This is a genomic window from Candidatus Pelagibacter communis (assembly GCF_001179845.1).
GTDB lineage: Bacteria > Pseudomonadota > Alphaproteobacteria > Pelagibacterales > Pelagibacteraceae > Pelagibacter > Pelagibacter ubique_Q.
This window is the reverse complement of the sequence record NZ_CVSB01000025.1, coordinates 1-3729: the sequence shown is the minus strand read 5'-3', so window position 1 is coordinate 3729 and position 3729 is coordinate 1. Positions and strand designations below refer to the sequence as shown.

Annotated in this window: 4 protein-coding genes and 1 pseudogene; 2 read left to right on the top strand and 3 right to left on the bottom strand. The window is 31.3% G+C overall.

The window, feature by feature from the left end; all coding sequences use genetic code 11:
- Positions 1–243: 50S ribosomal protein L7/L12 (gene rplL, locus AMN81_RS01385; protein ID WP_072090352.1), on the top strand; the 243-nt coding region annotated here is incomplete at its 5' end.
- A gap of 57 nt (positions 244–300) precedes the next feature.
- Positions 301–2499, top strand: a pseudogene (rpoB, locus tag AMN81_RS01380) (DNA-directed RNA polymerase subunit beta); the annotation flags it as partial.
- Between the two features lie 34 nt (positions 2500–2533).
- Here rpoB and rplK read toward each other — a convergent pair.
- Genes rplK through secE form a run of 3 tightly spaced genes read right to left on the bottom strand, consistent with a single transcriptional unit; the run spans position 2534 to position 3683 of the window.
- A complete protein-coding gene (rplK, locus tag AMN81_RS01375; RefSeq protein ID WP_023853690.1) occupies positions 2534–2959 on the bottom strand; it encodes a 50S ribosomal protein L11 in 426 nt (141 codons plus the stop codon).
- A complete protein-coding gene (gene nusG, locus AMN81_RS01370) occupies positions 2959–3489 on the bottom strand; it encodes a transcription termination/antitermination protein NusG (protein WP_072090351.1) in 531 nt (176 codons plus the stop codon). The genes rplK and nusG overlap by 1 nt, the downstream gene beginning before the upstream one ends.
- Positions 3490–3491: 2 nt before the next feature.
- Positions 3492–3683: a preprotein translocase subunit SecE gene (gene secE, locus AMN81_RS01365; RefSeq protein WP_072090353.1), complete on the bottom strand. Its 192-nt coding sequence runs from the start codon at positions 3681–3683 to the stop codon at positions 3492–3494.
- Positions 3684–3729: the final 46 nt, after the last annotated feature.

Sequence of the window (3729 nt, the reverse complement as noted above, 5' to 3'; positions counted from 1 at the left end):
GCAGCAGGTGGTGCGGCTCCAGCAGAAGATAAAGATGATTTTACAATCGTGTTAGTTTCTGCAGGTGATAAAAAAATTAATGTTATTAAAGAAGTAAGAGCAGCTACTTCATTAGGTTTAAAAGAAGCTAAAGATCTTGTAGAAGGAGCACCAAAAGAAGTTAAATCTGGTGTAAATAAAAAAGAAGCTGAAGAGATCAAAGCTAAGTTAGAAGCAGCTGGCGCTAAAGTAGAACTTAAATAAATTAAATAGAAAGAATTCAAATACTGATTATTTTTTAATCAGTATTTATAAATATAGATGCAATTATCTTTTACTGAAAAGAAAAATATAAGAAAAAGTTTTGGCAAACTTAAAGAAAGTTTATCTATTCCTAACTTAATTGAAGTACAAAAAAATTCTTATAAAGAATTAACAGAATTTAATGCTGAAGCAGCTGAACTTACCAAAGGTTTTGATAGAGTATTCAAGAGCATTTTTCCAATTGAGGATTTAAATGACAAAGCAACCTTAGAGTATGTTTCATACAGATTAGAAAAACCAAAATTTGATGTTGAAGAGTGCATAGCAAGAGGTCTTACATATTCTTCAGCTCTTAAGTGTACTTTAAGATTAGTAGTTTACGAAATAGACCAAGAAAATAATACAAAAGATATTTTATCAGCTAAAGAGCAAGAAGTTTATATGGGTGAAGTTCCTATGATGACTAATAGTGGAACTTTTATAACTAACGGTGTTCAAAGAGTTGTAGTAAACCAAATGCACAGAAGTCCAGGTGTATTTTTTGATCATGATAAAGGCAAAACCCATGCAAGTGGTAAACTTTTGTTTAATTGTAGAGTAATACCTAATAGAGGTTCTTGGTTAGATTTTGAGTATGATGTTAAAGATTTTTTATATTTTAAAATTGATAGAAAAAAGAAAATTTTTTCATCTACTTTATTATTAGCTTTAGGTTATACGAAATCAGAAATAGTAGATGAATATTACGAGAATGAACAATACACTTTTGATCCAAATACAGAAAAGTGGAAAACGAAATTTAATCCAGAAAACTATAAAGCTAAAAATTTCTCGGAAGAAGTAATTGATGCTAAGACTGGCAAAGTAGTAATTAAATTAGGTGAAAAAATTAATTTTTTAAGTGCAAAAAAACTAGAAAAAGATGGTCTAAAAGACATACTAGTTTCTAGAGAGTCTGTGTTTGGTAAATTTTTACACAGAGATATTATAGTGAATAAAGAAGAGGATATTGTATTTAAAATTGGGACTGAATTAAATGATACAATTATTCAACAAATTTTAGATGCAAATATACATACACTTCAAATTTCTGTTACAAACTCTATAAATAAAGGACCTTATCTACTTACAACTATTTTAGCTGATAAAAATAACACAAAAGACGAAGCAATCACAGAAATCTATAAAATGCTAAGACCTGGTGAACCGCCAACTATAGAAATAGCAACTCAAATATTTAATAATCTTTTCTTTAGTTCAGACAGGTATGATTTGTCTGATGTTGGAAGAGTTAAAATGAACTCAAGATTAAACCAAGAATGTTCTGACAAAATTACAATACTAAGAAATGACGATATAATTGCAATTATTCATAAAATGTTGGATTTGCGTGACGGTAAAGATGATGTTGATGACATAGATCACCTGGGAAATAGAAGGGTACGTTCTGTTGGAGAGTTAGTTGAAAACCAAGCAAGAATTGGTATCTATAGAATGGAAAGAGCCATTAAAGAAAAAATGACAACTCTAGATGTTGAGTCAGCAATGCCTCAGGATTTAATTAATGCAAAACCATTAACAGTTTCTTTAAAAGATTTTTTTGCTAGTTCACAACTTTCTCAGTTTATGGATCAAACAAATCCATTATCTGAAATTACCCACAAGAGAAGGGTATCAGCATTAGGTCCAGGTGGTTTAACAAGAGAAAGAGCAGGTTTTGAAGTTCGAGACGTACATCCAACTCACTATGGAAGAATTTGTCCAATTGAGACACCAGAAGGTCCAAATATTGGTTTGATAAATAGTTTATCAACGTATGCTAAAATAAATAAATATGGCTTTATTGAAAGTCCATATAAAAAAGTTAAAAATGGAGTTGTTCAAGACAAAGTTGAGTACTTATCGGCAATGGAGGAAACAAAATTCACTATTGCTCAAGCAAATACTAAACTTGATAAAAATGGAAAAATTACAGAAGAATTAGTTTCATGCAGACAAAATCTAAATTTTCTTTTAGCAAAACCTGATACAATTGATTACATTGATGTTTCACCTAAACAACTTGTATCAGTTGCAGCATCTTTAATTCCATTCTTAGAAAATGATGATGCAAACAGAGCCTTAATGGGATCAAATATGATGAGACAAGCAGTTCCATTATTAAAACCAGAGTCGCCCCTTGTTGGTACAGGAATTGAAAGTGATGTTGCTTTAGACTCAGGAGTAACAATTGTTGCTAAGCGTGATGGAATTGTCTTTTCAGGTAATTTTTTAAATCTTTTTGATGCCATTATTCTTTTACCTCAATTCCCATTGATCTAGCTGATCCTGCAATAATTTTTATAGCTTCCTCAATATCGTGAGCATTTAAATCATTCATTTTTTCTTTTGCTATACTCTCTAATTGTTTTTTAGAAATTGAAGCAACGATATTTCTTCCAGGTTCTTTTGATCCACCTTTAAGCTTTACAGCTTCTTTAATATAAAAAGATGCTGGGGGTGATTTAATTTTAAAATCAAATTTTTTGTCTTTATAAACAGTGATTTCTACTGGCACTGGTTTGCCTGCCATAGATTTAGTTTTATCATTAAACGCCTTGCAAAACTCCATAATATTTACACCTCGTTGACCTAATGCAGGGCCAACTGGAGGGGCTGGATTGGCTTGACCACCTTTAATTTGTAATTTTATAAATCCACTAATTTCTTTTGCCATTAACTTACCTTTTCAACCTGATTATATTCTAAATCTACTGGTGTAGGACGACCAAATATAGAAACTGAGACCTTAAGTCTAGCTTTTTCTTCATCAATTTCTTCAATCATTCCAGTAAATGATGCAAATGGTCCATCTACAACCTGAACTTTTTCACCTACGCTGTAATCTACCCCTGATTTTGGCTGGGCAACACCGTCTTTAATCTGACCCAAAATCTTCTCTACTTCTTTATCTGAAACTGGAACTGGAATGCCATTGGTGCCAAGGAAACCACTTACTCTCTTTATGTTCTTAATCATGTGATAAATATTATTGTCCATCTCACTTTTTATTAAAACATATCCTGGAAAGTATTTTTTTTTTCTTTGAATTCTTTTACCTCTTTTAACCTCAGTAACATCATGAGTAGGCACAATGATCTCTTCAAATTTATCAGCAATTTTAGCTTTATTTGCCTCTTCTTTAATTAAAGAAGCAACCTTGTTTTCAAAACTAGAATGTGATTGAACTATGTACCAATTCTTCATTTTTAAATACTCACTTTAAGTAAAAGTTCTAAGAAAAATTTCAAAACCTGATCTAAAAGAAGAAAAAATAAAGACATAACAACTGCCATAACAAATACCATTAATGCACCTTGTAAAGTCTCTTTCCATGTAGGCCAGGTAACTTTGAAAGCTTCTTGCTTAACTTCCTGTATAAATTTAATCGGGTTTCTCATAATTTTACCACTCAAATTGGCAGGAGCGGAGGGACTCGAACCCTCC